General features: G+C 69.5%; 23 protein-coding genes. 13 read left to right on the top strand and 10 right to left on the bottom strand.

The window, feature by feature from the left end; all coding sequences use genetic code 11:
• The first annotated feature begins 59 nt into the window (after window positions 1-59).
• The 6 genes from AC3AGO_RS18855 to AC3AGO_RS18830 all read left to right on the top strand — a co-directional run bounded on the left by AC3AGO_RS18855 (window position 60) and on the right by AC3AGO_RS18830 (window position 4,591).
• Window positions 60-1,130 carry a phosphotransferase gene (locus AC3AGO_RS18855; RefSeq protein WP_487821380.1) on the top strand — a complete coding sequence of 357 codons (1,071 nt, stop codon included), beginning with the start codon at window positions 60-62 and terminating at the stop codon, window positions 1,128-1,130.
• An 86-nt stretch (window positions 1,131-1,216) separates the two neighbouring features.
• Window positions 1,217-1,909 (top strand): HAD family hydrolase, encoded by a 693-nt coding sequence (locus tag AC3AGO_RS18850; RefSeq protein WP_487821379.1) that lies wholly within the window; start codon window positions 1,217-1,219, stop codon window positions 1,907-1,909.
• A gap of 81 nt (window positions 1,910-1,990) precedes the next feature.
• A complete protein-coding gene (locus AC3AGO_RS18845; protein WP_487821378.1) occupies window positions 1,991-2,410 on the top strand; it encodes an ankyrin repeat domain-containing protein in 420 nt (139 codons plus the stop codon).
• 406 nt (window positions 2,411-2,816) lie between these two features.
• Window positions 2,817-3,233: a helix-turn-helix domain-containing protein gene (locus AC3AGO_RS18840; RefSeq protein WP_487821377.1), complete on the top strand. Its 417-nt coding sequence runs from the start codon at window positions 2,817-2,819 to the stop codon at window positions 3,231-3,233.
• A gap of 90 nt (window positions 3,234-3,323) precedes the next feature.
• On the top strand, window positions 3,324-4,046 hold the full coding sequence (locus tag AC3AGO_RS18835) for a hypothetical protein (RefSeq protein ID WP_487821376.1): 723 nt from the start codon (window positions 3,324-3,326) through the stop codon (window positions 4,044-4,046).
• Between the two features lie 203 nt (window positions 4,047-4,249).
• Window positions 4,250-4,591: a DUF2516 family protein gene (locus tag AC3AGO_RS18830; protein WP_487821375.1), complete on the top strand. Its 342-nt coding sequence runs from the start codon at window positions 4,250-4,252 to the stop codon at window positions 4,589-4,591.
• 122 nt (window positions 4,592-4,713) lie between these two features.
• Here AC3AGO_RS18830 and AC3AGO_RS18825 read toward each other — a convergent pair whose 3' ends face one another.
• Window positions 4,714-6,003, bottom strand: a complete 1,290-nt coding sequence (locus tag AC3AGO_RS18825; RefSeq protein ID WP_487821374.1) for a PP2C family protein-serine/threonine phosphatase — start codon at window positions 6,001-6,003, stop codon at window positions 4,714-4,716.
• Window positions 6,004-6,235: 232 nt separating this feature from the next.
• Window positions 6,236-7,312, bottom strand: a complete 1,077-nt coding sequence (locus tag AC3AGO_RS18820; RefSeq protein ID WP_487821373.1) for an NlpC/P60 family protein — start codon at window positions 7,310-7,312, stop codon at window positions 6,236-6,238.
• A gap of 376 nt (window positions 7,313-7,688) precedes the next feature.
• On the opposite strand from AC3AGO_RS18820, the gene pstS reads away from it, so the two are divergent.
• From pstS to pstB, 4 genes are all read left to right on the top strand, one after another.
• Window positions 7,689-8,813 (top strand): phosphate ABC transporter substrate-binding protein PstS, encoded by a 1,125-nt coding sequence (gene pstS, locus AC3AGO_RS18815; protein WP_487821372.1) that lies wholly within the window; start codon window positions 7,689-7,691, stop codon window positions 8,811-8,813.
• A gap of 161 nt (window positions 8,814-8,974) precedes the next feature.
• Window positions 8,975-9,991 carry a phosphate ABC transporter permease subunit PstC gene (pstC, locus tag AC3AGO_RS18810; RefSeq protein ID WP_487821371.1) on the top strand — a complete coding sequence of 339 codons (1,017 nt, stop codon included), beginning with the start codon at window positions 8,975-8,977 and terminating at the stop codon, window positions 9,989-9,991.
• Window positions 9,988-11,070 carry a phosphate ABC transporter permease PstA gene (gene pstA / locus AC3AGO_RS18805; RefSeq protein WP_487821370.1) on the top strand — a complete coding sequence of 361 codons (1,083 nt, stop codon included), beginning with the start codon at window positions 9,988-9,990 and terminating at the stop codon, window positions 11,068-11,070. Before pstC ends, pstA begins: the two co-directional genes overlap by 4 nt.
• Window positions 11,071-11,149: 79 nt before the next feature.
• Window positions 11,150-11,926 carry a phosphate ABC transporter ATP-binding protein PstB gene (pstB, locus tag AC3AGO_RS18800; protein ID WP_487821369.1) on the top strand — a complete coding sequence of 259 codons (777 nt, stop codon included), beginning with the start codon at window positions 11,150-11,152 and terminating at the stop codon, window positions 11,924-11,926.
• A 191-nt stretch (window positions 11,927-12,117) separates the two neighbouring features.
• Here the strand turns inward: pstB and AC3AGO_RS18795 are convergent, their stop codons facing one another.
• Window positions 12,118-13,113: an anion permease gene (locus AC3AGO_RS18795; protein WP_487821368.1), complete on the bottom strand. Its 996-nt coding sequence runs from the start codon at window positions 13,111-13,113 to the stop codon at window positions 12,118-12,120.
• Window positions 13,114-13,119: 6 nt separating this feature from the next.
• Window positions 13,120-13,740, bottom strand: a complete 621-nt coding sequence (locus tag AC3AGO_RS18790; RefSeq protein WP_487821367.1) for a DUF47 domain-containing protein — start codon at window positions 13,738-13,740, stop codon at window positions 13,120-13,122.
• Window positions 13,741-13,931: 191 nt separating this feature from the next.
• On the opposite strand from AC3AGO_RS18790, the gene AC3AGO_RS18785 reads away from it, so the two are divergent.
• On the top strand, window positions 13,932-14,261 hold the full coding sequence (locus AC3AGO_RS18785; protein WP_487821366.1) for a metal-sensitive transcriptional regulator: 330 nt from the start codon (window positions 13,932-13,934) through the stop codon (window positions 14,259-14,261).
• A gap of 46 nt (window positions 14,262-14,307) precedes the next feature.
• Here the strand turns inward: AC3AGO_RS18785 and AC3AGO_RS18780 are convergent, their stop codons facing one another.
• The 3 genes from AC3AGO_RS18780 to AC3AGO_RS18770 form a co-directional block, all read right to left on the bottom strand.
• Window positions 14,308-14,517 carry a hypothetical protein gene (locus AC3AGO_RS18780; RefSeq protein WP_487821365.1) on the bottom strand — a complete coding sequence of 70 codons (210 nt, stop codon included), beginning with the start codon at window positions 14,515-14,517 and terminating at the stop codon, window positions 14,308-14,310.
• Window positions 14,518-15,077: 560 nt separating this feature from the next.
• On the bottom strand, window positions 15,078-15,824 hold the full coding sequence (locus AC3AGO_RS18775) for a phosphatase PAP2 family protein (RefSeq protein ID WP_487821364.1): 747 nt from the start codon (window positions 15,822-15,824) through the stop codon (window positions 15,078-15,080).
• A gap of 264 nt (window positions 15,825-16,088) precedes the next feature.
• Window positions 16,089-17,081 carry a C40 family peptidase gene (locus AC3AGO_RS18770; RefSeq protein ID WP_487824710.1) on the bottom strand — a complete coding sequence of 331 codons (993 nt, stop codon included), beginning with the start codon at window positions 17,079-17,081 and terminating at the stop codon, window positions 16,089-16,091.
• Between the two features lie 234 nt (window positions 17,082-17,315).
• Here AC3AGO_RS18770 and AC3AGO_RS18765 point away from each other — a divergent pair, with 234 nt between their 5' ends.
• Window positions 17,316-17,624, top strand: coding sequence for a hypothetical protein (locus AC3AGO_RS18765; RefSeq protein ID WP_487821363.1), 309 nt, complete (start codon window positions 17,316-17,318; stop codon window positions 17,622-17,624).
• Window positions 17,625-17,627: 3 nt separating this feature from the next.
• Entirely contained in the window at window positions 17,628-18,272 is a 645-nt protein-coding gene (locus AC3AGO_RS18760; RefSeq protein ID WP_487821362.1) for an O-methyltransferase, read from the top strand.
• Between the two features lie 69 nt (window positions 18,273-18,341).
• On the opposite strand, the gene AC3AGO_RS18755 is transcribed toward AC3AGO_RS18760, so the two are convergent.
• From AC3AGO_RS18755 to AC3AGO_RS18745, 3 genes are all read right to left on the bottom strand, one after another.
• On the bottom strand, window positions 18,342-18,941 hold the full coding sequence (locus tag AC3AGO_RS18755) for a sugar O-acetyltransferase (protein ID WP_487824709.1): 600 nt from the start codon (window positions 18,939-18,941) through the stop codon (window positions 18,342-18,344).
• 239 nt (window positions 18,942-19,180) lie between these two features.
• A complete protein-coding gene (locus AC3AGO_RS18750; protein WP_487821361.1) occupies window positions 19,181-19,729 on the bottom strand; it encodes an N-acetyltransferase family protein in 549 nt (182 codons plus the stop codon).
• A gap of 227 nt (window positions 19,730-19,956) precedes the next feature.
• Entirely contained in the window at window positions 19,957-20,502 is a 546-nt protein-coding gene (locus AC3AGO_RS18745; protein WP_487821360.1) for a hypothetical protein, read from the bottom strand.
• Window positions 20,503-20,726 lie beyond the last annotated feature (224 nt).

The following is a 20,726-nucleotide window of genomic DNA, read 5'->3' as shown; positions in this document are numbered from 1 at the left end:
TCGAACCGCAGCCCGTCCGGTTTTCGGACGACCCTCTGTCGTGCCACTTCCAACAGCACATGGACTGCCCCGGAGGCCTCACGCTCAAGGGCCACCACAACCGCAATTACGTGGTCGAACTGCGCGAGCCGCTGGTCTCGATACTGGGTGTACCTCCAGGCACCCGTGGGAAGTTCCGCACCCCGCTGCACGTTCCGAAAGTCGTTCTCCGCATCTGGTGGGACGAGGGCGCCGTGCTGGATGCCGTACGGACCTCGCTGCCCGGAGTACCCCGCCCGCTCACGACCGTGGACGACATCGCCCTCCACACATACGTCGAAGGCACGGTGCTTGCCGACGTCGCACCCCCCGGCAGCGCCGTGGGCCGCGAGACGTTGCGCGACATCGCCGCCCTGTTCGGGGACATGGCCTCCGTTCCGGAAAAGACGCTGCCCCCGCTTCCGGGCAACTGGCCTGCCTCCGGCGACAGCACGGGCTTCCTCCAGTACCTGGCCGACTTCGCGCACAAGCACGTCTACGTCCGGAACCACACCGTGTTCCAGGGCCTGTTCGAGGAGCTGGGAATCCCCGAGGACGCGATGCTGCAGTTCGAACGGGAGGCCAAGCGGCTGACCCCACGTCCGTACGCGCTGCTGCACACAGACGTCCACCGGGCCAATCTGCTGCGGCGCGACGACGACGGCACTCTCACCCTGGTGGACTGGGAGACGGCCCTGTACGGCGATCCGCTTCACGAACTGGCCACGCACGTCGTCCGCATGGGTTACACCGATGCGGAACGCGCGCGTCTGATCGGGCTGTGGCGGCACACACTGCGCATGAGGGGGCACGCGGCCCTACTTCGCGGTATGGCGGAGGACTTCCCCGTCTACCTCGATTTCGAGTACGCGCAGTCCGTCTATCCCGACACCATGCGTGCCGCTCTCGCGCTCCTCCCCGATCCGGGCGAGGACGAATTCAATGCTTCCGCCCCGGACGAGAAGGCCTTCGACACCGCGACCGACGCCGTATGGCGCGCGCTCGACCGTGCCCGGGGCCCGCTGAGCCTGAGCGGCACTCCGACCTCGTACGAGGTGAAGGAGGCGCTGCGCCGGTGGTATGAGCAACAAACGGCAGGCCGCCCCGGCTGAACGCTGTACGCAGACCACCCACGCGGAGATAGTTGTACCTCGCCACGGCATCAGCCACCGTCTACCGGAACGGACCGAGGACCGAGATGCGTGATCTCATCGGCTCCACGAAGTGTGTGCTTTTCGACTTCGACGGCCCCATTTGCCATCTGTTCCACCACCGTCCGGCTCCCGTTGTCGCCGAGCGGCTGCGCGGGCTCGTACCTGCTCGCTGGCTGGCAAGTGGCGTGGTACCCGAAACGGACGATACGCACATACTTCTGGAGGCTGTGTTCGCGCACCCCGAGACCGTCGCCGACGGGACGGCGCGGGTGATCGAGGCGGCGTTGACGGACGAGGAGACGGCGGCCGCGCCGTACGCGTTTCCGACGCTGTACGCCGACAGCCTGGTGCGCACGCTGTACTCGACGGGCCGGAAGCTGGCGATCACGACGAACAACTCGCAGCCGGCCGTGGAGCGTTACCTGCAGACGCGGCTCACCGGCGGGCTGTTCGCCGGGCACGTGCACGGGCGCAGCGCAGAGGGGGAGCTGCGGCTGAAGCCCGATCCGGACTGCCTGCTGCGCGCCCTGTCCTCCACGGGGGCGCCGGCGGAGGGGACGCTGATGATCGGGGACGCGCCGCGCGATCTGGAGGCGGCGCGGGCCGCGGGCGTGGCGTTCCTGGGGTACGCGCGGAATCCGCGGAAGGCGGCCGAGCTGTCGGACGCGGGCGCCGAGCACGTGGTGGGTTCGCTGCGGGACGTGCTGAAGATCGTCGACCCCGGCGCGCACGTGTGACGGGTGCGCACGTGTGATCGTCCGTGTGCGGGGCCGTACGTAAGGTGGACAGCACCTGATGCACGAGGAGGACCAGCCGCGATGACCGACGCACCCACTCCCCAGAGCAACGAGCCCGCGCACGACCCCGAGGTGCTGGAGCTCGCGCAGAAGATCTTCGACCTCGCGCGGCACGGGGACACGGACACCGTCGCCGCCTACGTGGACGCCGGCGTCCCCGCCAACCTCAGCAACGACAAGGGCGACACCCTCATCATGCTGGCCGCGTACCACGGGCACGCCCCCGTCGTACGGTCCCTGCTCAAGCGCGGCGCCGACCCGGACCGGGTGAACGACCGGGGCCAGACCCCCATCGCCGGCGCCGTGTTCAAGGGAGAGGACGAGGTCGTACGGGCGCTGCTCGACGGCGGCGCCGACCCGCGCGCGGGCCAGCCCTCCGCCGTCGACACGGCCCGCATGTTCGAAAAGCGCGAACTGCTGGAACTGTTCGGCGAGAACTGACAGCCCGCCCCACCGCCGCCCATCCCGCGAGCGCGGCGAACAGCACTTCCTCGGGCTGGTCGCCGCTGAGTACAGGGCCGTTGTCGAAGCGGAACGCAGGCAGCGGGGGTTCGACGTCCAGCCGGTGTGCGGCGAGGAGTTGGGGAACAGGGCGGGGTGGATGTGGAGTTGGAGTTCGTCGGCGGTGCCGGGGCCGTGTCCGGGGGGCGAGAGTGCGGGGCGCTTCCTCGCCGCGCTCGCGCAGGTCGTTACCGCCCTCGCCCCCCGCTGACGCCTCAGCCGCTCCGGCCCGACCGCGCATGGCCGCCCCGCCCAGGTCCCGTATACACGGCCGCAGCGGGGCGTTAACGCGACTTTTGCAAGCGGTCGCTTGCAAAAGTTAGCGGGGGGAGGCACTCTTGGGGACATGGCTTCCCTGAACGTCGGCAATCTCGGTGAGTTCCTGCGGGAGCAGCGGCAGAACGCCAAGCTGTCGCTGCGTCAGCTCGCCGATGCCGCGGGGGTGTCCAACCCGTACCTCAGCCAGATCGAGCGCGGGCTGCGCAAGCCGAGCGCGGAGATCCTCCAGCAGCTGGCCAAGGCGCTGCGGATCTCCGCGGAGACGCTGTACGTGCAGGCCGGGATCCTCGACGAGCGCGACCGGGAGGACCTCCTGCAGGTCCCGGCCGCGATCCTCGCCGATCCGTCGATCAACGATCAGCAGAAGCAGGCGCTGCTGCAGATCTACGAGTCGTTCCGCAAAGAGAACGGCACGTCCGCGGTCAAGGACGCGGGGGGACAGGACGAAGATCCGGAGAACACAGGCGGAGCCGAGGCCCGGTAAGGGCTGCTGAAGACGCACGCCGCACAGCCGTACATCAGCACAGCCGCTGTCGCATCACACGACCGGCCCAGTTTTGTGGGAGGGACCCTCATGGCCATCGCCAACGACATCCGCAAGACCCTCACCGACCCGACGCCGCTGTACTTCGCCGCCGGTGTCATCGACAAGATCCGCGAGGAGGCCCCGGACCGGATCGCCGCCGTCCGGGAGACCGACCCCAAGGAGCTTCAGGCCAAGGTCACCCAGCAGGCCAAGGACACCCAGGCCAAGGTGACCGAGCAGGCCAAGGAGACCCAGACCAGGGTCAGCGAGGTGCTCGGCTCGCTCGACACCGACATCAAGAAGCTGCGTGAGCAGACCCAGCACTACGCGCTGCAGGGCGTCGGCCTGGTCGCCGAGTACGCCGTGAAGGCCCGGGAGACGTACGACGAGCTGGCCGAGCGCGGCCGGGGCGCCGTCCAGACCTGGCGCGGCGAGGAAGAGTCCGGGGACACGCAGGTCACGGTCGAGCGCGAGCCGGTGAAGGTCGCCGAGCCGCCGGCCGGCAAGCCGCAGGGCAGCGCCGCCGGCACGAGCACGGGCGCCAAGTCCGAGCCGAAGGCGGAGGCCAAGACGGAGACCGGCAACGGGGCGAAGTCCGAGCCCAAGACGGAGGCGAAGACCGAGCCGAAGCCGGGCCCGTCCGCCAAGAAGAACACCGCCACATCGGGCAGCACCACCTCCGGCAGCACCACTTCCGGCGGCACCGCCTCGGGCAGCACCGCCCGGAAGACCACCACCACGAAGAAGACCACCCCGAAGTCGGACTCCTGACCCGCAAGGCCCATTGGCTGACCCACGAGGTGGCCCGCGCGGCGCCCCGCCGGGGCCCCGCGGGGTGACCGCCCCGCGGGCGCGGTGAAGACAACGGTCCGGGCACGCCTGGCGTGCCCGGACCGTTGTCCGGGTACGGTGGCCGACGGGAAGGGCCCGCTGCGGCGACGCAGAGACGACGACCACAGGGGAAGTGAACACCCATGTTGATGCAGGGCTTCAATTCAGTGCTCGAGCTGATCACTGTGGCGGTGCTCGCGCTCGCGGTGTTCGCCTTCATCGACTCCGCGCTGCGCCGGGAGGACGCCTACCGCGCCGCGGACAAGCAGACCAAGCCGATGTGGATGATCATCCTCGGCATCACGGTGCTGGTGAATCTGCTGGTGCCGATGGTGCTGCTGCAGATCATCGGGCTGATCGCCACCATCGTCTACATCGTCGACGTGCGCCCCGCCGTCAAGCAGGTCTCCGGCGGCCGGCAGCGCGGCCCGCGCCGCAAGGGCGGCAGCAGCAGCGACGGCCCGTACGGCCCGTTCAACGGCTGACCCGCCCGGCCCGGAAGCGGTCGTCCCCGGGCACCCGGAAACGGATCAACCCGGGTAAAGCCCGGAAGCGGTCACCCCCGGGCCACGGAAGCGGATCACCCCCGGGCAAGCCCCGGAGGCGTTCACCCGCGGGCGAGGAGCATCACGGCCACATCGTCGGTGAGTTCGCCGCCGTTCAGCCGCCGTACGTCCGACATCGTCGCGTCGAGCAGTGACTCGCCGCGGGCCCCGCGCGCCGCCCAGTCGGCGACGATGTCCGTCATCCCGTCCTGGCCGAGGCGTCCGCGGCCCTCTCCGACGCGGCCCTCGATGAGGCCGTCGGTGTACATCAGCAGGCTCCAGGCGCGGCCCAGTTCGACCTGCCGGCGCGGCCAGCGCGCGGTGGGGAGCAGCCCCAGCGCGGGACCGCTCTCGTCGTACGGCAGCAGTCGCGGCCGTGTCCCGTCCCGCCCGGTGACCAGCGGCGAGGGGTGTCCGGCGAGGCAGACGCCGGCGCTGCGCGCGTCGGGCGCGATGTCGATGGTGCACAGCGTCGCGAAGATCTCCTCGCTGCCCCGCTCGTGTTCCAGCACCTGCTGGAGCGTGCCGAGCAGTTCGTCGCCGCACAGCCCGGCGAAGGTCAACGCGCGCCAGGCGATGCGGAGTTCGACGCCGAGCGCCGCCTCGTCCGGGCCGTGCCCGCACACGTCGCCGATCATGGCGTGCACGGTGCCGTCGGCGGTGCGGACGGCGTCGTAGAAGTCGCCGCCGAGGAGGGCGCGGGACCGGCCGGGCCGGTAGCGCGCGGCGAACCGCAGCGGGCTGCCCTCCAGCAGCGGCGTCGGCAGCAGCCCGCGCTCCAGCCGGGCGTTCTCCTGGGCCCGCAGCCGGGACTCGGTGAGCTGGCGCTGCGCCAGGTCCGACCGTTTCCGCTCGACGGCGTAGCGGATGGCGCGGCTGAGGGTGCGGCCGTCGAGCTCCTCGCGGAAGAGGTAGTCCTGCGCGCCGACCCGTACGGCGTCCGCGGCCCGTTCCGCCTCCTCGCCGTCGGTGAGGGCGAGGACGGCGTGCCGGGGCGCGAGCCGCAGGACGCGGTGCAGCATCTCCAGCTCGGCGGGCTGCTCCTCGTCGTCCGGCGCACCGGCCTCGGCCTCCGGGGGCGCCGTGACCGGCAGCAGCGCGAGGTCCAGCAGGATGCAGTGCACGTCGTCGGTGAGCAGCCGCTCGGCCTCGGTGAGATTGCGGGCGGTACGGACCCGGATGCGTTCGCGCGCGGCGCCGGAGCCCGAACCACTGGTGCCGTCCAGGAGTTCGGGCACGCTGCTGGCGCCCGTCGGATCGTCCTCGATCACGAGAAGTGTCAGGGCACCGCTGTGGGCGGGCCGCGTGGCCTCCGGGCCTCGCGGCCCGGCCGTCGGCACACGCACGGGCATGTCCTTTCCTCGTCCCTCCCCCCGAGGGCGTGGCGGCGCACCGTCCGGCGCACCCCCTGCAACCCGGTGCGTGCGCTGGTCGGGCGGCACGTGCCGGGCTTCCGAAGGACCCTAGCGCCCCCGTACGCGTGTACGGAATGGTTGGCGGGAAACGTCGGGCGTCATATGCCGTCACACCGGGGCGAGTTCACCGCGCCCCCGCGCGACGTGACGCGGGGGCGCATGAGGAAGGTCACGCGTCGGGGCGTACCACTCCGAGGATCGGCAGCGCGCCCGCGCCCTCGACGGCGATCTGCCGGCCGGTCCTGGGCGCGTTCACCATGGCGCCGTCGCCGACGTACATGCCGACGTGGCTGGCGTCCTTCTTGTAGATGATGAGGTCGCCGGGCCGCATCTTCCGCACGGGGATCCGCTTCAGCTGCTTCCACTGCTCCTGCGAGGTGCGCGGGATCTCCTTGCCCGCGGCCTGCCACGCGCGCAGCGTCAGCCCGGAGCAGTCGAAGGTCTTCGGCCCCTCGGCGCCCCACTCGTAGTCCTTGCCGATCTGGTTCGTGGCGTACGCGATGGCGCGCTTGCCGGCCTTGGTCGCCTTGCCGTCGATCTCGTCGAGCACCCCGGACTTCAGCCACTTCGCCTGCCGCTGGTACGCCGCCTCGTCGTCCATCCTGCGCAGCTCGGCGCGCTCCTCCTTCGCCAGCCGGGACTCGATCCGCTCGGCGCGCCGCAGCTGCTGCCGGATCTTCTTCTTCGCCGCCGCCTTCTGCTTCCGGTTGGACTCCAGGCGCTGCCACTCGTCCGTGGCGTCCTGCGCGTATCCGCTCAACGCCCTTCTGGTGCCGGTCAGTTCGGCGATGAAGCTCTTCGCGGCCTGCTGTCCCTTGCGGGCGAGCATCGCGTCGTGCAGGAACTTGTCCGGATGCTTCCGGAGTACGACCTGGGCCTCGGGCGGCATGCCGCCGGCCCGGTACTGGGCCCGGGCCATGGCCCCGGCCGTGGCGTTCAGCTTGTGCAGCCGGCCCTGCGTGGAGTCGATCTTCCGCGCGAGGGAGACGATCTGCTTCTGCTGCTTCTCCACCTTCTCCTCGGCACCGTTGTACGCCTCGGTCGCGGAGCCGGCTCTGTCGTGCAGCCTCTCGATCTGCTTGCGGATCTTCTCCAGGCGCCGCGTCTCCGCCCCGCCGTCCCCGCCGGACCGGCTCCCCGTCGGCTGTGGCTTCGGCTCGGCATACGCGCCGCCCGCGGCCGGCAGCGCCAGCACTCCGAGCGCGCACACCACGACCACCGCACGCTGCTTTCCCGGCCCTGTCACCCGCAGCCACCCCCTGGCGCCTCGGTACGTCGCCCGGGCCCGGCCCGTACGGCCGGCCCGTCCCAACGCTGCGGATGGTGCCATGCACGCTGCGAAACCAACAGAGTCACGCACGGGCCGCAGTCGACCCCACGCAGCGAGCCGCGCCGCGAGCCACCGGGTCGACCGCAGGGGTTCACCCTGTGTTCATCCACCCCCGTCGGCCGCTTCACCTGTCCTGCCTAATTTCAGCCTTACCCAGAGCGCGCCACGCCTTCGGGCAGGGCCGCTGGGTCACAGCTGAACCACGCTCGAACAGGGAGCTCCCAGAGAAGAGCACCCCACTCACCTCACGCACGCCGACCCCACCGGCGGCCCAGGAAGGAACGGAACGAAAGTGAAGCTTCAGCGCACGAACCGGCTTCGCGCCCTCACGCTCGGCGCGGTCGCGGTCTCCGGCGCCCTGGTACTCACCGCCTGTGGCTCGGACAACAACGCGGAGAACCCCAACAGCTCCACAGCCCAGGCCGCCAAGAACATCAAGTGTGACGGCAAGGGCAAGCTGCTCGCTTCCGGGTCCAGCGCCCAGAAGAACGCGGTGGACCTCTGGAAGAAGAACTACGAGGCCGCCTGCAAGGGCACGCAGATCAACTACAAGGACATCGGCTCCGGCGGCGGCATCCAGGAGTGGCTGCAGGGCACCACCGCCTTCGCCGGCTCCGACTCCGCCCTGAAGCCCGACGAGGTCGCGTCCTCCAAGAAGGTCTGCAAGTCCGGCCAGGGCGTCAACCTGCCGATGGTCGGCGGCCCGGTCGCCGTCTCGTACAACCTCTCCGGCGTGGACAACCTGGTGCTCGACGCACCGACCATCGCCAAGATCTTCGACTCGAAGATCAAGAAGTGGAACGACCCGGCGATCCAGAAGCTGAACCCGAAGGCCAAGCTGCCCGCCAAGGACATCCAGGCCTTCCACCGCTCGGACGAGTCGGGCACCACCCAGAACCTCGGCAAGTACCTCGGCGACGCCGCGCCGCAGGACTGGAAGTACGAGGACGAGAAGTCCTGGCCCGCCAAGGGCGGCCAGTCCGCGTCCGGTTCGGCCGGCGTGGCCCAGCAGGTCAAGCAGACCGAGGGCGCCATCGGCTACTTCGAGCTCTCCTACGCCGACGCCAACAGCCTCAGCAAGGTGAAGCTCGACACCGGCGCCAAGCAGCCCGTCGAGGCCACCTCGGAGAACGCCTCCAAGGCGATCGCCGACGCCAAGGTCGAGGGCAAGGACAAGGACCTGGCCCTGGAGCTGAACTACAAGACCAAGACCGAGGGCGCCTACCCGCTGATGCTCGTCACGTACGAGATCGCCTGCGACAAGGGCAACAAGAAGGAGACCCTCGCCGCGACCAAGTCCTTCCTCAACTACACGGCGAGCAAGGAAGGCCAGAGCGCCCTGAAGGAGCTCGGCTACGCGCCGCTGCCGGAAGGCATCGCGGAGAAGGTCCGCAAGACCGTTCCGGAGCTCGGCTGACGTACGCCGCGGCCGGTCCCCGTCAGCACGACGCAGTACGGGGCCGGCCGCGGCGGCACGCCGCCGCGCACCTCCCACAGATCCACGTCCCCAGCCTCACCGCTTCGCCCATCCGGTGCACCGCCGCCAGGGGATGAGTCCCCACCCAGACCGGAGACACCATGGATATAACTCCCACCCCGGCAGCCCCGCCCCCGACACCACACGCGGATCCGGACGACTCCGGCCCGCCCCCGGTGAAGGGCAAGGCGGTCCACCCGGGAGACAAGATCTTCCGCGGGCTCTCCCGCGGCTCGGGCATCACGCTGCTCGTCATCATGGCCGCCATCGCGGCCTTCCTCGGCTACCGCGCCTACCTCGCGATCTCCCAGGACTCGGTCAACTTCCTGACCGCCTTCCAGTGGAACCCCGAGGGTGACCCGCCGGCCTTCGGCATCGGCATCCTCGCCTTCGGCACGGTCGTCAGCTCGGTCATCGCGATGGTCATCGCGGTCCCGGTGGCGATCGGCATCGCGCTGTTCATCTCGCACTACGCGCCGCGCAAGCTGGCCATGCCGCTCGCGTACATCGTCGACCTGCTGGCCGCCGTGCCGTCAATCATCTACGGCCTGTGGGGCGCCCTGTTCCTGGTGCCCTATCTGAACGGCCTCACCAGCTGGCTCGACCAGTTCTTCGGCTGGACCGTCATCTTCGACATGTCCTCGCCGGGCAGCCCCGCCCGCTCGATCTTCACGGTGGGCATCCTGCTCGCCATCATGATCCTGCCGGTCATCACCAACGTGACCCGCGAGGTCTTCCTGCAGTCGCCGAAGATGCACGAGGAGGCCGCGCTGGCGCTGGGCGCCACCCGCTGGGAGGTCATCCGGATGTCGGTGCTGCCCTTCGGCCGCTCCGGCATCATCTCCGCCTCGATGCTCGGCCTCGGCCGCGCGCTCGGCGAGACGATGGCCGTGGCCACGGTGCTCTCCCCCGCCTTCTTCTTCACGCCGCACCTGCTCGATCCGGGCAGCGGCACCTTCGCGCAGAACATCGCCGCGAAGTTCAACGAGGCCGACGAATTCGGCCGCGACGCACTGATCGCCTCCGGCCTCGTCCTCTTCGTCATCACCCTGCTGGTCAACGGCGCGGCCCGGCTGATCATCGCTCGCCGCAAGGAGTACTCGGGGGCCAACGCATGAGCAACGCACTGATGGAAAAGCCGCAGGTGAACGACGCACCGCCGCCGTCCACCCCGCTCGCGCACCGCCGGATGCCGCGCTGGTCCCCGTTCCTGATCGCGCTGGTCTCCATCGCGCTCGGCGTCGGCATCGGCAAGGTCGCCGGCTGGCAGAGCCAGGTCCAGTGGGGCCTCATCGCCGCGCTGCTGTTCGTCGTCGGCTCGTACGTGATCACCAGCGCCGTCGAGAACAAGCGGCAGGCCAAGGACCGGGTCGCGACCAGCATCGTCTGGGTCTGCTTCATCGTCGCCATCGTGCCGCTGGTCTCGCTGGCCTGGACGACGATCGCCAACGGCTCGAAGCTGCTCGACGGCTACTTCCTCACGCACTCCATGGGCGGCATGACCAACCTGGAGCAGGGCGGCGGCGTCTACCACGCGCTGCTCGGAACCCTCCAACAGGTCGGCATCGCCACGCTGATCGCCGCGCCCCTGGGGCTGCTCACCGCCGTCTACCTCGTCGAGTACGGACGCGGGAAGCTCGCCACCGCGGTCACCTTCTTCGTCGACGTCATGACGGGCATCCCGTCCATCGTGGCCGGCCTGTTCGTGCTCGCCTTCTGGAACCTCGGCCTCGGCTTCGGGCCCTCCGGCTTCGCCGGTTCGCTGGCGCTGGCCATCCTGATGATGCCGATCGTGGTCCGCTCCACGGAGGAGATGCTGAAGCTCGTACCGAACGAGCTGCGCGAGGCGTCCCTCGCCCTGGGCGTGCCCAAGTGGAAGACGATCCTGAAGATCGTCCTGCCGACCGCGATCGGCGGCATCACCACCGGCGTCATGCTCGCCATCGCCCGCATCACCGGCGAGACCGCCCCCGTGATGCTGCTGGTGTTCGGCAACGAGCTGATCAACCCGAACCCGTTCAACGGAGCGCAGGAGTCGCTGCCGCTGTACGTGTGGAACCAGTACAAGCTCGGCAACGACGCGAGCCTGGAACGCGCCTGGGCGGGCGCGCTCACGCTGATCGCCTTCGTGATGATCCTCAACCTGGTCGCCCGCGGCATCGCCCGCTGGAAGGCCCCCAAGGGAGCGCGCAGCTGAGCTGCGGCGGCCCCGACCCAGAAGACTTCGGGCCGCCGAGCCCCCCTCGGCCCCGCGTAAGAAAGAAGTGACAGTTCCCATGGCCAAGCGCATCGACGTCAGCGGCCTCACCGCCTTCTACGGCCAGCACCGCGCCATCGACGACATCTCCATGACCGTCGAACCCCGCTCCGTCACGGCCTTCATCGGCCCGTCCGGCTGCGGCAAGTCGACCTTCCTGCGCACCCTCAACCGGATGCACGAGGTCACGCCGAACGGCCGCGTCGAGGGCAAGGTGATGCTCGACAACGAGGACGTCTACGGCTCCGGCGTGGACCCGGTGGCGGTCCGCCGCACCATCGGCATGGTCTTTCAGCGGGCCAACCCGTTCCCGACCATGTCCATCTACGAGAACGTCGCGGCCGGCCTGCGGCTGAACGGCAACTACAAGAAGCGGGAGCTCGACGACATCGTCGAGAAGTCCCTGCAGGGCGCCAACCTCTGGAACGAGGTCAAGGACCGGCTGAAGAAGCCCGGTTCGGGTCTCTCCGGCGGTCAGCAGCAGCGGCTGTGCATCGCCCGCGCCATCGCGGTCGAGCCGCAGGTGCTGCTGATGGACGAGCCCTGCTCGGCCCTGGACCCGATCTCCACCCTCGCCATCGAGGACCTGATCGGCGAACTGAAGTCGCAGTACACGATCGTGATCGTGACGCACAACATGCAGCAGGCGGCGCGCGTTTCGGACCGCACCGCGTTCTTCAACCTCTCGGCCGTCGGCCAGCCCGGCAAGCTCATCGAGGTCGACGACACCGAGCGGATCTTCTCCAACCCGTCGGTGCAGGCCACCGAGGACTACATCTCCGGCCGCTTCGGCTGAGCAGCAGGGCCGGCTGAGCAGCAGAGCCGGCTGACGCGCAGGCCGGGCGCGTACGAAGCCCGGTCCCACAACGGCCTCGCGGTGCTGCATGGCGGTGCCACCGCAAGGCGAAGGGCCCGCCCCCGCTCCCGGGGGGCGGGCCCATTTTTCCGCCCGTGATGCCTCTCGGCCCGAAGCCGTGGCCGCCGTCGTCAGCCGAAGGCGAGCAGGACGACCCAGTAGCAGACCGCGGCGCTGATGGCGGCGGCCGGCATCGTGATGAACCAGCCGACCACGATGTTCTTCGCAACGCCCCAGCGCACGGCGGAAATCCGCTTCGTGGCGCCGACACCCATGATGGCCGAGGTGATGACGTGCGTCGTCGAGATCGGCGCGTGGAACATGAAGGACGCCGTGTACATCACGGACGCCGCCGTGGTCTCCGCGGCGAAGCCCTGCGGCGGGTCCAGCTCGATGATCCGGCGGCCCAACGTCCGCATGATGCGCCAGCCGCCGGCGTACGTACCGAGCGACAGCATCGCGGCACAGGCGATCTTGACCCAGACCGGGATGTCGTTGTGGTTCTGCACATCGGCGATGGTCAGACCCATCACCACGACACCCATGGTCTTCTGCGCGTCCTGCAGGCCGTGCCCGAGCGCCATGCCGGCGGCGGACACCGTCTGCGCGATGCGGAAACCCCGCTTGGCGCGGTGCGGATTGGCCTTGCGGAACAGCCACAGGATGACGCACATCACCGCGTAACCGACCAGCAGGCCGACCACGGGCGAGATGAACATCGGCAGCACGATCTTCTCGATCACGCCCGACCAGTAGACGGCGATCCCGCCTGCCAGCGCGGCACCGACCATCCCGCCGAACAGCGCGTGCGACGAGGACGACGGCAGCCCGTAGTACCAGGTGATCAGGTTCCAGACGATGGCACCCACCAGCGCGGCGAACAGGATCGCCATGCCGCTGCGGCCGTGCGGGGTCTCGATCAGACCCTCACTGACCGTCTTCGCGACGCCGCTGCCCATGAAGGCGCCGGCGAGGTTCATGACGGCGGCCATCGCGAGCGCGGCACGCGGAGTCAGCGCCCGGGTGGACACCGACGTGGCGATGGCGTTCGCCGAGTCGTGGAAGCCATTCGTATACGTGAAGAAGAGCGCGACCCCGACGGTCACGATCAGCGCGAACGTGTCCACGAGGGGTCAGGACTCCTTGACCGCGATGGTCTCGACCGTGTTGGCGACGTGCTCGAAGGCGTCGGCCGCCTCCTCCAGCACATCCACGACCTGCTTGAGCTTCATGACCTCGATCGCGTCGTACTTGCCGTTGAACAGGTGGGCCAGCAGCTTGCGATGGATCTGGTCGGCCTGGTTCTCCAGCCGGTTGACCTCGATCCAGTACTCGGTGAGGTTGTCCATCGTGCGCAGATGCGGCATCGCCTCGGCCGTCAGCTCGCCGGCCCGGGCCAGCACCTCGATCTGCTGCTCGACGCCCTTCGGCAGCTCGTCGATCTCGTAGAGCACGACGAGATCGACTGCCTCCTCCATGAAGTCCATGATGTCGTCGAGCGACGAGGCCAGCTTGTAGATGTCCTCGCGGTCGAACGGGGTGATGAAGGAGGAGTTCAGCTGGTGGAAGATCGCGTGAGTCGCGTCGTCGCCGGCGTGTTCAGCGGCCCTCATCCGCTCTGCAATCTCTGCGCGTGCGGAGGAATCCGCCCCGAGCAGTTCCATGAGGAGTTTCGAACCGGTCACGATGTTGTCCGCGGAGGCCGCGAACATGTCGTAAAAGCTCGTCTCCCTGGGGGTCAGACGAAAGCGCACTGGGGATCCTCGGTGTGCATCGGAATCGGTCTCGTTGATGCTAGGTGCATCATCCGGCCACAGCGAACCGGCGTTCCCCAGTGTCACCCATGGAGATGCGTGCGCAGAACCGGCCTCCACCGAATCCGTTACCGTATACCTGTCGGGGGTATATCCGGTATACCCCTTCGCCCCTTGCCTGGAGGACCTTCATGACCGTCGACGCCGGCAACTGCTGCTCCGCGCACGCCGCCACCGGGGAGCACGGCTACTCGAAGGACAAGGACGCCCACCTCAAACGACTCCGCCGCATCGAGGGGCAGGTCAGGGGGCTGCAGCGGATGGTCGACGAGGACGTCTACTGCATCGACATACTCACGCAGGTCTCCGCTTCGACGAAGGCACTGCAGTCGTTCGCCCTGCAGCTGCTCGAGGAACATCTACGGCACTGCGTCGCGCACGCCGCGCGGGAAGGCGGCGAGGAGATGGACGCGAAGGTGGAAGAGGCGACTGCCGCGATCGCCCGGCTGCTGCGTACGTAACGTTCGTGACCGCCCGGGCCCCCACCCCGGGCAATCCGACTCCCCCTCAGGAACGCAGGGACCACTGGGCGGACTCCTCGAGTTCGCCCGTCACGACCCGCAGTACCTCGTCGATCCGCGCCACGCTCAACCGCTCCTCACCGGCCGCCTCCGCGGCGGAAGCAGCGATCATCAGCTCACCGCACAGCTCGATCTCGGCGAGGGCCACGTGGTCCTGGACGACCGAACCCCGCGAACCGCGAGCATTTCCAGGCACACGCACCACCTCCTCACGCATCCCCAGAGTAGGGAGGGGCGCACCCTCCGCGCATGGCACTTCCGAACCATTTCGTTCTACGGCGGCGGATAGCCTGCGCCGGGTTTTCCAAACCCCCACGCGACGGCACAGTCGCGGTAACTTCCGCGCGCCGGGCGGCCGGTACGGTTGCCGTGTGCGCAAGACGGCCCCCACTCCTTCCCCCGCACCAGGTGAGCCCGGCTCCCGGGCGGGACATCCGACCTCCATCAGCGAGCGGGGATCGTTCGCGAACGCCTCGTGCGGCTGCGGCTGGCGCGGCCCCGCGCGACGCTCCCGCGACAAGGCCCGTACGGACGCGGCGGCGCACTCGGACGGGACGGCATAGCCGGAACGGGTGGGTCCGGCTCCGGTTTCCGGCTCCGATTCCGGTCCCGGTTCCGCTTCCGGTCCCGGTTCCGCAGAACGCGTCCGGTCGACGGGTCCCGCTCCGAACGCGTCCGGACACGGCCGCGGCCCGGCACTCCGCGTACGGAGCCCGGGCCGCAGAGCCGGGACGGTCGGGCCGGACGGCCGGCCGGTCAGGCTGCCAAGTGCCGGTCGCCCTCGGGCCGTTCGGATACGGCGCCCGCGGCGTCGGCCGTGGCCGGCTCGCGCTCCGCGGAGGATGCCTGCTGCGGGACGGCCCGCGCCGCGTCGTCCGCGCCGGGCGCGCCGGCCCAGACGAGGCCGCCCACCCGGGGCGATCCGGCGAGGGCGCGGGCCAGCGGGGTGAGCAGCCACATGGCGATGGGGGCCAGCAGCAGCGTCACGGCCATGCCGAGCGCGAGGCCGCCGATGACGTCGGTCGGGTAGTGCACGCCCATGTAGACACGGCTGACACCGGCGAGCAGGGCGAGCACGGCACCGGCGAGTCCGGCCTTCCTGTGCACCATGAAGATGCCGACGGCCAGGGCCATGGCGAGCGTCGAGTGATCGCTGACGAACGAGTAGTCGGACTTGCCGGGGACGAGCACGTCGAGACCGCGGTGGTCGACGAAGGGCCGCGGCCGTTCGACGAAGCCTCTTATCGGGATGTTGACCAGCAGGGCGACGGCCGCGGCGAGCGGTGCCCACAGGAGGCCGGCGAATCCGGTGACCGCCTCCTCGCGGGACTCCCGGCGGCGCGTCACGCGCCACCACGCCCACAGGCCGAGCACGACAAGCGCGAGCACCATGCCGTACTCGCCGATGTACTCCATGGCCCGGTCAGCCCAAGTGGGGGCGTCCTTGGCCAGTCCGTTGATGTCACGGAGCAGGCCGACATCAGGGTTGTCCCAAACAGCCATCGCGGTACGGCCCCTCACTCGCCCTACAGTTCAGTCGTCCACTGCGTTGCCGACACCCCCGTCGACCCGGTGCGGTCGCGTCTCTCTCGCACGATGCGGAATTTCCGTTCCACACTTCCACAGGCAGAACGCAGGACGCCGCCTCCAGCGTTCCGTCATTACGCAAAGATCACCCGGACGTTATCGAAGGGTGACTGTTCTCCCCAGCTCAGGGCCCCGCCTTACGCAAGGTTCACGCCATCGGGCACGGCTTGACGGGAACGCTCACCGCGCCGAAGGACGGGTCGCCCCGAAGTACTTCGGGGTGTCGATCGGATCGAAGCGGATCTTCGCACCCGTGCGGGGCGCGTCGATCATGTGGCCCCCGCCGACGTAGATGCCGACGTGGTCGATGGACCGGGAGTTGTTCAGATCCGTGCCGAAGAAGACCAGGTCACCGGGGAGCAGCTCGTCCCGTTTCGGGTGCGGACCGGAGTTCCACTGGTCGTTGGCGACCCGCGGCAGCTGGATGCCGACACTGCGGTACGCGGCCAGCGTCAGCCCGGAACAGTCGAACCTGCCGCCCTGTTCGGGTGTGCCATTACCGCCCCACAGATAGGGGGTGCCGAGCTTCTTCTGCGCGTAGTAGATCGCGCCCGCGCCCTGCCGGGACGGGTCGACGCGGCTCTTCGACGCGGCGAAGCTCTGCTCCATCTTGCGGATCGTGGAGACATAGTTCTTCGTCTCCTCGTACGGCGGGACGCCGCTGTGCTGAATGACCGGATACGGCCCCGCGTTGTACGCGGCGAGCATGTTGTCCGAGGCGTTCCCCGGGGCCTCCTTCACGTAAGAGGCCAGATGGCAGTCGTAGTTGGCGGCGGACGGGATGGCGTCCTTCGGGTCCCAGACGTCCTTGTCGCCGTCCTTGTCGCCGTCGACGCCGTGCGCGGCCCAGGTGCCGGGGATGAACTGCGCTATGCCCTGCGCCGCCGCGGCGCTCTGCGCGTCGGCCTTCCAGCCGCTCTCCTGGTACAACTGCGCGGCGAGAAGTGCCGGATTGAGCGCGGGGCACAGATTGCCCCACTTCTGTACGAGCGGCTGATACGCGGCCGGCACCGCGCCCTTGGCGAGGCTGACGGCACTCCCGCCGGCGCCGCCGAGCAGGCTGCCCGCCGCCACGTACGTGCCCACCACGAGCAGCGCGACGAACGACATCACCAGGCCGACGCCGATCCCGCCGGCGATCCAGAACTTCCGCACGCCCCAACCTTCCCCCATCCGGGGCATGTTCACCGCGATTTCGGTCACAGAAGCGGGTCCCGGCCCACCGATGGCAACTGCGCGTAGTCACAGTGGCCCGAGGAGAAACGGTGATGCAACCCTCCCCCGACGGAGCGAAGTCCGGTCCCGAAGCGGAGCGCGTCATGACAGAATCCCAAGCAGCGCACCGCAGCGCACGCGGTACGCCCACAGGGTCACTCTCAACATCCGACGTGGGGCGGTGAGTTCACCATGTTCCTGGCCGCCGACAAGGGCGACATCACCACCATCATCGGGGGGATCGCTCCGGACTGGGGTCCGTTCGGCCAGCTCGGCAACGAGGCGCGCGTGATGGTCGAGGTCGTGATGGCGATTGCCATCCTCCTCTGCCTCGGCATCGCGATCTGGGGCGCGGCGAAGCAGCGCATCGGCGCGACGGCACTGCGCGACACGTTCAGTGCCGAGCAGGGCAAGGGCCTGATCGTCGCGGGGCTCACGGGAGTCTTCATCATCGGCTCCCTCGGCACACTGTTCACGATCGTCTACGGCATGGCGGTCTAGCGCGTGGAGATCGTGAACCCGGCGCTGAACGACTATCTGCTGGCTCACGCCACCCCCGCCGACGACGTGCTGCGGGACCTCGCCGAGGAGACACAGCGCGTGGCCCCCGGGACCACGATGCAGATCTCGCACGACGAGGGCCAGTTCCTGACGATGCTGGTCAAGCTGGTGCGGGCCGAATTCGCTGTGGAGGTCGGCGTGTTCACCGGCTACTCCTCCCTCTGCATCGCCCGCGGGCTGGCGCCCGGCGGGCGGCTCGTCGCGTGCGACGTGTCGGAGGAGTGGACCGCGGTCGCCCGCGACCACTGGCGGCGGGCCGGCCTCGCCGACCGGATCGACCTGCGGCTCGCGCCGGCCGAGGAGACGCTCGGCACGCTTCCCGAGGAGCACGGCGTCGACTTCGCGTTCATCGACGCGGACAAGACCGGCTACCCGGCGTATTACGAGGCGCTGGTGCCGCGGATGCGGCCGGGCGGTCTCATCGTGCTGGACAACGTGCTGCGCGGCGGCCGGGTCGTGGACCCCGCCGCACAGGACCCGGCGGACATCGCCATCCGGCAGGTCAACGACACGATCACGGCGGACAGCCGGGTCGAGTCGGTGATGCTGCCGCTGCGCGACGGCGTCACGGTGGTCCGCAAGCGCTGACCGCCGTGCACGCCCGTGCGGCTGCCGGTTCCGCTCCCGGGGCCGCACGGGCGGCAGCCCCGGCGGCCGTCACAACTCCCGTACGATCCGGGCCGGATTGCCGACCGCGACCACGTTCGGCGGGAGATCGCGGGGGACGACCGCGCCGGCGCCCACCACCGTGTTCTCGCCGATCGTGACGCCCGGGCAGATGACGGCTCCGCCGCCCAGCCACACGTTGTCGCCGATCGTGATGGGCTCCGCCGCCTCCCACTTGGCGCGGCGGGCCTCCGGCTCCACCGGGTGGGTGGGCGTGAGGAGTTGGACGTTGGGGCCGATCTGTACGTCGGCGCCGATCGTGATGCGGGCGACGTCCGCGAACATCACGCCCCAGTTGACGAACGTCCGCGGCCCGATGGACACCTGGTACCCGTAGTCGGCGTACAGCGGCGCCCGGACGACGACGTCCTCCCCCACCTCGCCCAGCAGCGCCCTCAACAGCCGGTCGCGCAGGGCGTGATCGCCGGGAGGGGTCGCGTTGTACTGCGAGTACAGCTTCTCGGCGGTCAGTTGGTCCTCGGCGATCTCCGGATCGTCCGCGATGTACAACTCCCCCGCGAGCATGCGCTCCTTGGCGCCGCGTCCGTCCCCGTCCCGCGCCGAGTCCCGCGGAGCGCCCTGCTCGGACATGGCCGTGTCCTCCCGTGGATGGCCCGACTGGACTGCCATGATCGCGAGTCCCCGGGGGGACGGCAAGCGACTCCCCGGCCCGCCGTACGCGACGTCTCCGGCGTATGTACCGCATCGGGCGTACGTCCTGCCGACGGCGTACGGCACGCCCGGCCCTCCGTACGCGACACCGCCGCATTCTGTCCACACCCTGTGGACAACTTTCCGCGTGGCGGCAGGAGTTCAGGACGGCCGCGGCGTCACGCGGCGCAGGGCGTCGGCAGTGCGCACCGGTAGCGGAGCCGCGTCAGCGTGTAGCCCTCACGGTCCGCGTCGTCGCTCGCGACGCCGTCCGGGCCCCAGCCGAAGGACTCGTAGAACCGCCGGGCGCGGTCGTTGGACTGCAGCACCCACAGCGTCGCCTGCTCGTACCCGGCCTCCGAGAGACCCTCCAGCGCCCCCGCCATCAGCTGCTTGCCGGTACCGGTGCCCCACACCTCGGGAACGGAGTAGAGCTTGCCGATCTGCGCGACGGATCCGGCCGGCTCCCCCTCGCGGTGCGCGGACTCCGGGGCCTCGGCGACGGTGACGAATCCCACGATCTCCCCCTCGCTCTCGGCGACCAGCGCGCCGCTCTGCGGCCACCGGGCGTCCGTGAGCCACGCCGTCCAGCGCACGTGCTCCTCGTGCGGGTCCATCGCATCGAGGTCCCCCTGCGGGATGCGTCCGCTGAACGCCGCACGTCCGGACCGCACGTACACGTGCGCCATCCCGCCGGCGTCCTCCGTCTCCGCCTGCCGTATTTGCATACGGATATTGTGCGCGTTTCACCCTCTGAACCCCAAAAACGGGTGAGGTACGTAAATCACGCGAAACGCCCCTCACACTCAAAGCGCAAGAAGCAGACACATTCCGGCCGTGTCGGACGCCCGGGCGCCGTACGCGGCTCAACACCCCGCCCGCGCGGCGGGCTTGTCCACACCATGTGGAAGAGGGAGTTCAGCAGCTCGGCGAACCGGTGCGTAAGCGGTCCGGGTCAGCCCGCCGCGCGGTGGATGGCCTTCGCCATCGGATCGCGCAGGGCCGGAGGTCTCGCGACCAGACCGATCCAGGAGCCGTCGGCGAAGAGCAGATCGAACCGTCCCCGCTGCAGCACGCCCCGGGGACGCGGCCGTGCCGCCACCACACGGGCCATCGGCGCCTCCCAACAGGGCGTCGCCTCGTCGGGCGCGTCACCGCCCCTGCGGCCCCGCAGCCGGTTCGCCCCCTGCTCCGACGGCGGATGCAGGAACAGCAGCCGCTTGTCGGTCACCGCGACGTGACCGACGTCATGGAACAGGTGGATCCTCAGCTGGCCCGCGAGGGAGTCCCAACTGCCGTGCAGCCCCTTTCCGAACGCGGCACGTCCCACCAGGTCCTCGACCCGGTCGCCCGCGTACAGCACGGACTGCGTCGCGGCCCGCACCTGCCCCTCGGGGACATATTCGGGACGCGCCTTGTGCGCACGCGCCGGAGGCGCGGTCGGCACGCCGGGCGCGATGTTGAACGCGGTCGCACCGAGGAACTCCTCGTCCGACCGCACATGATCACGAACCCGCTCGGCCGCAGGCCCTGTTGATATTTCCGCAACCACCGCTTCATTACCCCGTCTCGTCACTGCATCCCCGGGAGTTTAGTGATGCGGATCACCTGACAACAGTCATAACCCGCCGATGCGGCCTACGGTCACGGCTCACCAGCGATTCCGTGCCTCAGCACACACATCCACCACTCAACGCGCCCCGGAAGTCTGCAACAACCACCCGC

The organism is Streptomyces sp. BL1 (assembly GCF_057628045.1).
Note: the sequence above shows the minus strand (reverse complement) of the source record. Positions and strands in the feature narration are given on the sequence as shown.

What these genes read in the sequence shown, in the direction of transcription:
- pstB (WP_487821369.1), top strand. Translation starts at nt 11,150, where the DNA reads ATGGCCAAGCGCATCGACGTCAGCGGCCTCACCGCCTTCTACGGCCAG.
- AC3AGO_RS18825 (WP_487821374.1), bottom strand. Translation starts at nt 6,003, where the DNA reads ATGCCCGTGCGTGTGCCGACGGCCGGGCCGCGAGGCCCGGAGGCCACG.
- AC3AGO_RS18835 (WP_487821376.1), top strand. Translation starts at nt 3,324, where the DNA reads ATGGCCATCGCCAACGACATCCGCAAGACCCTCACCGACCCGACGCCG.
- AC3AGO_RS18850 (WP_487821379.1), top strand. Translation starts at nt 1,217, where the DNA reads ATGCGTGATCTCATCGGCTCCACGAAGTGTGTGCTTTTCGACTTCGAC.
- AC3AGO_RS18775 (WP_487821364.1), bottom strand. Translation starts at nt 15,824, where the DNA reads ATGGCTGTTTGGGACAACCCTGATGTCGGCCTGCTCCGTGACATCAAC.
- AC3AGO_RS18845 (WP_487821378.1), top strand. Translation starts at nt 1,991, where the DNA reads ATGACCGACGCACCCACTCCCCAGAGCAACGAGCCCGCGCACGACCCC.
- AC3AGO_RS18785 (WP_487821366.1), top strand. Translation starts at nt 13,932, where the DNA reads ATGACCGTCGACGCCGGCAACTGCTGCTCCGCGCACGCCGCCACCGGG.
- pstC (WP_487821371.1), top strand. Translation starts at nt 8,975, where the DNA reads ATGGATATAACTCCCACCCCGGCAGCCCCGCCCCCGACACCACACGCG.
- pstA (WP_487821370.1), top strand. Translation starts at nt 9,988, where the DNA reads ATGAGCAACGCACTGATGGAAAAGCCGCAGGTGAACGACGCACCGCCG.
- AC3AGO_RS18855 (WP_487821380.1), top strand. Translation starts at nt 60, where the DNA reads ATGGACTGCCCCGGAGGCCTCACGCTCAAGGGCCACCACAACCGCAAT.
- AC3AGO_RS18750 (WP_487821361.1), bottom strand. Translation starts at nt 19,729, where the DNA reads ATGCAAATACGGCAGGCGGAGACGGAGGACGCCGGCGGGATGGCGCAC.
- AC3AGO_RS18770 (WP_487824710.1), bottom strand. Translation starts at nt 17,081, where the DNA reads ATGGGGGAAGGTTGGGGCGTGCGGAAGTTCTGGATCGCCGGCGGGATC.
- AC3AGO_RS18755 (WP_487824709.1), bottom strand. Translation starts at nt 18,941, where the DNA reads ATGTCCGAGCAGGGCGCTCCGCGGGACTCGGCGCGGGACGGGGACGGA.
- AC3AGO_RS18765 (WP_487821363.1), top strand. Translation starts at nt 17,316, where the DNA reads ATGTTCCTGGCCGCCGACAAGGGCGACATCACCACCATCATCGGGGGG.
- AC3AGO_RS18830 (WP_487821375.1), top strand. Translation starts at nt 4,250, where the DNA reads ATGTTGATGCAGGGCTTCAATTCAGTGCTCGAGCTGATCACTGTGGCG.
- AC3AGO_RS18840 (WP_487821377.1), top strand. Translation starts at nt 2,817, where the DNA reads ATGGCTTCCCTGAACGTCGGCAATCTCGGTGAGTTCCTGCGGGAGCAG.